At 57.4% G+C, this 5911-nt stretch carries 5 protein-coding genes; 2 read left to right on the forward strand and 3 right to left on the reverse strand.

Annotation, left to right across the window (positions count from 1 at the left end; genetic code table 11):
• From J3361_RS29090 to J3361_RS29100, 3 genes are all read right to left on the reverse strand, one after another.
• On the reverse strand, positions 1 to 276 hold a 276-nt coding region (locus J3361_RS29090; RefSeq protein WP_207967432.1), incomplete at its 3' end, for an NAD(P) transhydrogenase subunit alpha.
• Positions 277 to 291: 15 nt separating this feature from the next.
• The gene (locus J3361_RS29095; RefSeq protein ID WP_207967433.1) at positions 292 to 1413 is read right to left on the reverse strand and encodes a Re/Si-specific NAD(P)(+) transhydrogenase subunit alpha; all 1122 of its coding nucleotides are present in this window, start codon (positions 1411 to 1413) and stop codon (positions 292 to 294) included.
• 434 nt (positions 1414 to 1847) lie between these two features.
• Positions 1848 to 2744, reverse strand: coding sequence for a LysR family transcriptional regulator (locus J3361_RS29100; protein ID WP_207967434.1), 897 nt, complete (start codon positions 2742 to 2744; stop codon positions 1848 to 1850).
• A gap of 157 nt (positions 2745 to 2901) precedes the next feature.
• On the opposite strand from J3361_RS29100, the gene J3361_RS29105 reads away from it, so the two are divergent.
• Together J3361_RS29105 and J3361_RS29110 are read left to right on the forward strand one after the other, a co-directional pair.
• Positions 2902 to 4083: an acyl-CoA dehydrogenase gene (locus tag J3361_RS29105; RefSeq protein ID WP_014335919.1), complete on the forward strand. Its 1182-nt coding sequence runs from the start codon at positions 2902 to 2904 to the stop codon at positions 4081 to 4083.
• Positions 4084 to 4096: 13 nt separating this feature from the next.
• A complete protein-coding gene (locus tag J3361_RS29110; RefSeq protein ID WP_207967435.1) occupies positions 4097 to 5317 on the forward strand; it encodes a CaiB/BaiF CoA-transferase family protein in 1221 nt (406 codons plus the stop codon).
• Positions 5318 to 5911: the final 594 nt, after the last annotated feature.

A 5911-nucleotide genomic window follows, 5' to 3' on the forward strand; every position in this document is an offset into this window, starting at 1 on the left:
CATCTCAAGCATGCGGCGCGTCACCAGGAAGCCACCGAACACGTTCACCGCGGCCAGGGCCACGGCGAGGGTGCCCATGGTCTTGCCCAGCGGCGTTACGGTCAGGGCGGCGGCGAGCATGGCGCCGACGATTACGATCGCCGAAATAGCGTTGGTCACCGCCATCAATGGCGTGTGCAGCGCGGGCGTTACGTTCCAGACCACGTGATAACCGACATAAATTGCCAGCACAAAGATGATCAGGTTGTAGATACCGGGGGAGATAAGCTCTTCCATTGTCTGAATCCCTGCTTAGGCGTTTTTGCGGATGACTTGGCCGTCGCGGCACATCAGGCACGCGGCGACGATGTCGTCTTCCAGGTTCACGTCGAACTGACCTTCCTTGGTGAAGACCAGCTTCAGGAAGTCCAGCAGGTTCCGGGCGTACAGCGCCGAAGCATCGGCTGCGACTTCACCGGCCAGGTTGGTCGGGCCGACGATGGTGACGCCGTTCTCGATCACCACCTGATCAGCCACGGTCAGCGGACAGTTGCCACCCTGGGCTGCCGCGAGGTCGATGACCACCGAGCCGGGTTTCATCTGCGCGACGGTTTCGGCACTCAGCAACGTCGGTGCCTTGCGGCCCGGAATCAATGCGGTGGTGATGACGATGTCAGCCTGCTTGGCGCGCTCGTGCACCGCCTGGGCCTGGCGCTGCATCCAACTGGCCGGCATCGGTCGGGCATAACCACCGACGCCGACCGCGCATTCACGCTCTTCGTCGGTCTCGTAAGGCACGTCGACGAACTTGGCGCCGAGGGATTCGATTTGCTCCTTCACCGCCGGACGCACGTCCGATGCCTCGATCACGGCGCCCAGGCGCTTGGCCGTGGCAATCGCCTGCAACCCGGCCACGCCCGCACCGAGAATCAATACGCGCGCCGCCTTCACGGTGCCCGCTGCTGTCATCAGCATCGGCATGAAGCGTGGATAGTAATGAGCGGCCAGCAGCACGGCTTTGTAACCGGCGATGTTCGCCTGAGACGACAGCACATCCAGGCTCTGGGCACGGGAAGTACGTGGCGCGGCCTCAAGGGCGAAAGCGGTAATGCCGCGTTCGGCCAGCTTGGCGATAGTTTCGTTGTTGAACGGATTGAGCATGCCCACCAGAACTGTGCCGCTCTTGATCAGCGTCAGTTCGCTGTCGCTGGGAGCGACCACCTTGAGGATCAGTTCGGCCCCGAATGCATCACTGGCGCTGCCAATGGTTGCGCCCGCTGCCTCATAGGCACTGTCGATAACGCTGGCCTTGATACCGGCGCCGCTTTGGACAGTGACTTTATGGCCTTGGCCGATCAACTTCTTGATGGTTTCCGGGGTAGCAGCAACCCGTGTTTCACCCGTTTGGGTTTCGAGGGGAACACCAATGTGCACGTCAAATCTCCTGCGTGATCTTATTGAGTAAACCCAGGCACTTCGGATGGTGCGGCTGGGGCGGCCGATCAGCACGATCCCGCCAAACCAGGCGGGGCGCGGCATTTTGCAGGCGAAAATTCAGCCCTTCAAGGGATTATGACGGGTGACGGAAAATTAACTACAAGTCACCCTGTGACCGAATGTCGCAATTATCGATCGGCAGCCCTTGTGGGCCGTGCTTTCCAAGGATTTAGGTTCAAATTGACAATTTTTCCCATCGGCCAGATGAATAAGCGCTGATGCGCTGCGCGATATGGCTCTAAGCCATGTGTTTAGACGCTTTGGAGACTACTGCACGGGTTTCATAACAGATTGACTGAATGCGACATAAACTTATATCTGTAGCGTCTTTTGTTAGTTGACTACCTAAGTAGGGTTTTTGCTTTCCCTTATTAATCAAGGTGATAGCCAATAGCTTGTTTCACCAACCAATCACGAAAAGCTCGAAGAGAGGCAGATTCGACCTTCCGCTCTGGAATCATCAGGTAGTAGGCCTTGATGCTCGACAGCGCGTTACGGTTGGCCACGACCAATCTTTGCTCTGCAAGCTCGCGCTGAATCAAAAAGGGCGGAATCAGCGCAATGCCCATGTCGTGCATGGCTGCTTGGGCGAGCATGGAGAATAGTTCATAACGAGGGCCTGTCAGGTCTCGCGCAATATTCAGGTTCTGAGCGTTGAACCACTGGCGCCACGCATACGGACGAGTCGTCTGCTGGAGCAAGGGCAAATCGGCGATGGCCTCCGGTGTCAGGCTCTTCTGGTCTCCCAGTAAGGCAGGACTGCATACCGGCATCGGATTCTCACCCATCAGCTTGTGGGACTCGGTACCGGACCAGTCCGCGTCACCAAAATAAATGGCAGCATCGAACTCCGTGTCCGCGAAGAGAAAGGGGCGTGTGCGGTTGGTCAAGTTGACGGTGACTTCCGGGTGTTCCTGCTGGAAGTCCTTGAGGCGCGGCAGCAGCCATTGGGTGCCGAAAGTCGGAACCACGGCCAGCTCGATCACGTTTGCGCCGGTATGTCCCATTACGGAAAGTGTGTCGCGCTCGACGGCATCCAGTTGGGTGGCAACCCGACGGCTGTAGGAAAGACCTGCTTCGGTCAGTTTGACGCCGCGATGCGAGCGTCGGAAAAGCTCCACGCTGAGAAAGTCTTCCAGGCTGGCGATTTGTCGGCAGATAGCGCCTTGCGTAAGAGAAAGCTCCTGCGCGGCCTTGGTGAAGCTTTCATGGCGTGCGGCAGCCTCGAAACTGACCAGGGCAGCGGTGCTGGGGATTTTACGGCGCATGTACGTAAGCCTCACTCAATAGCTGCTTAAACAGGGTTTATGGCGTTTACGGAGTGAGAAATTAGCACAGCATAGTGCGTAATCCTCGTTTGCCCTTGTAGGAAACCGCGCCTAGGATCAATCCACGACATTCATTTAATTGGCGAGGAACTCTTTCATGGCCGGTAAAGCGAGCTTCAACTGGATCGATCCATTGTTGCTGGATCAGCAGCTCACGGAAGAAGAACGCATGATCCGCGACACTGCCGAGCAGTTCGCCCAGCAGAAACTGGCCCCGCGAGTGCTGGAGGCGTTCCGCCATGAGAAAACCGACCCGGCGATTTTCCGCGAGATGGGTGAAGTGGGCCTGCTGGGGGCAACCATTCCTGAGCAATACGGCGGCAGCGGGCTGAACTACGTCAGCTACGGCCTGATCGCTCGTGAAGTGGAGCGCGTCGATTCCGGCTATCGCTCGATGATGAGCGTGCAGTCCTCACTGGTCATGGTGCCGATCAATGAATTCGGGACCGAGGCACAAAAGCAGAAGTATTTGCCGAAGCTGGCGTCTGGCGAATGGATCGGCTGCTTTGGTCTGACCGAGCCGAACCACGGTTCCGACCCAGGCGCGATGATTACTCGTGCGCGCAAAGTGGAAGGTGGCTACAGCCTGACGGGCAGCAAGATGTGGATCACCAACAGTCCGATCGCTGATGTCTTTGTCGTCTGGGGTAAGGACGATGCTGGCGATATCCGCGGTTTCGTTCTTGAAAAAGGCTGGAAGGGACTGAGCGCGCCAGCTATCCACGGCAAGGTCGGGCTGCGCGCTTCGATTACCGGCGAAATCGTCATGGACAATGTATTCGTCCCGGAAGAGAACATTTTCCCTGATGTCCGTGGCCTGAAAGGCCCGTTTACTTGCCTGAACTCGGCGCGCTACGGGATCTCCTGGGGGGCTTTGGGGGCCGCTGAATTCTGCTGGCACACCGCTCGCCAGTACACGCTGGATCGCCAGCAGTTCGGTCGTCCGCTCGCGGCCAATCAGTTGATCCAAAAGAAACTGGCCGACATGCAGACTGAAATTACGCTTGCGCTGCAGGGTTGCCTGCGTTTGGGGCGTATGAAAGATGAGGGCACGGCGGCAGTCGAGATTACCTCGATCATGAAGCGCAACTCCTGCGGCAAGTCGTTGGATATTGCTCGGATGGCGCGGGACATGCTGGGCGGCAACGGTATTTCCGATGAATTCGGTATCGCTCGCCATCTTGTGAACCTGGAAGTCGTGAACACCTATGAAGGCACACATGACGTTCATGCGCTGATCCTGGGGCGTGCGCAGACCGGTATCCAGGCGTTCTATTAATAGGAGAACGGTCATGGGCGCGCTTTCGCATCTGCGGGTATTGGATTTATCGAGGGTTCTGGCCGGGCCGTGGGCCGGACAGATCCTGGCGGACCTGGGGGCTGACGTCATCAAGGTCGAGCGTCCCGGCAATGGTGACGATACGCGCGCCTGGGGGCCGCCCTTCCTGAAGGATGCCCGAGGCGAGAACACGACCGAAGCTGCCTATTATCTGTCGGCCAATCGCAACAAGCAGTCGGTGACTATCGATTTTACGCGACCAGAGGGTCAGCGGCTGGTGCGGGAGCTGGCGGCCAAGTCCGATATCCTGATCGAGAATTTCAAGGTGGGCGGCCTGGCCGCGTATGGCCTGGGCTATGACTCGCTGAAGGCGATCAATCCGCAATTGATCTACTGCTCGATCACTGGGTTTGGCCAAACCGGCCCTTATGCCAAGCGTGCCGGGTATGACTTCATGATCCAAGGGCTGGGGGGCTTGATGAGCCTGACCGGCCGTCCGGAGGGTGATGAGGGCGCGGGGCCGGTGAAGGTGGGGGTTGCGCTGACGGATATCCTTACAGGGTTGTATTCGACGGCTGCCATTTTGGCGGCGCTGGCTCATCGGGATCATGTCGGCGGAGGGCAGCACATCGACATGGCCTTGCTGGATGTTCAGGTGGCTTGCCTGGCCAACCAGGCGATGAACTACCTGACTACAGGCAATGCGCCGAAGCGGCTGGGCAATGCTCATCCGAACATCGTGCCTTATCAGGATTTTCCTACGGCTGACGGCGACTTCATCCTTACTGTGGGTAATGACGGCCAGTTCCGCAAGTTCGCTGAGGTGGCCGGGCAGCCGCAGTGGGCTGATGATCCGCGTTTTGCCACGAACAAGCTGCGGGTCGCAAACCGTGCGGTGTTGATTCCGTTGATCCGCCAGGCCACGGTGTTCAAGACCACCGCTGAGTGGGTGGTCCAGTTGGAGCAGGCAGGTGTGCCGTGCGGGCCAATCAACGACCTTGCCCAAGTGTTTGCCGACCCTCAGGTGCAAGCGCGTGGATTGGCAATGGAGTTGCCTCATCTATTGGCTGGTAGCGTGCCGCAGGTGGCCAGCCCGATTCGACTGTCCGAGACGCCGGTGGAGTATCGCAATGCGCCCCCTTTATTAGGGGAGCATACGCTGGAGGTATTGCAGCGAGTGTTGGGGTTGGATGAAGCGGCAGTGGCGGCATTCAGGGAGGCAGGGGTTCTTTGAGCGCGCTCTTCTATATAGAGGGGTTTTTAAAGGGCGATTTCCGGTGCTGCGCAACTTATTGATAGAAAAGCGAAATTAAGGGTTGACGGCAGATTCTGGAAGTCTATAATTCGCCCCACTTCCGGCGCAGTCGAAACGGAAAACTCCTTGAGATTCAATGAGTTAAGTAGGTTTCGAAGGTGTTGGGCTTCAGTTCATCGAAGCCCGGAAGGAGCAGATAGAGCGGTGTTGTTTAGCTCTATCGGCGATTCGGTCTTCTCGATCGAAAGCGGTGAAAAGAGGTGTTGACAGCAGCGAGTAACGCTGTAGAATTCGCCTCCCGCTAACGAGAGATCGGAAGCGCAAGTGGTTGAAGTTGTTGATGTTTCCGAAGCGAAACTTTGAAAACTTCTTAAAATAACCGCTTGACAGATACACGGGGCGCTGTAGAATGCGCGCCTCGGTTGAGACGAAAGGCTCAACCAACTGCTCTTTAACAACTGAATCAAGCAATTCGTGTGGGTGCTTGTGGAGTCAGACTGCTAGTCAACAGATTATCAGCATCACAAGTTACTCCGCGAGAAATCAAAGATGTAACCAACGATTGCTGAGCCA

This window comes from Pseudomonas sp. OA65 (genome assembly GCF_017498305.1).
GTDB classification, from domain to species: domain Bacteria; phylum Pseudomonadota; class Gammaproteobacteria; order Pseudomonadales; family Pseudomonadaceae; genus Aquipseudomonas; species Aquipseudomonas zanjanensis.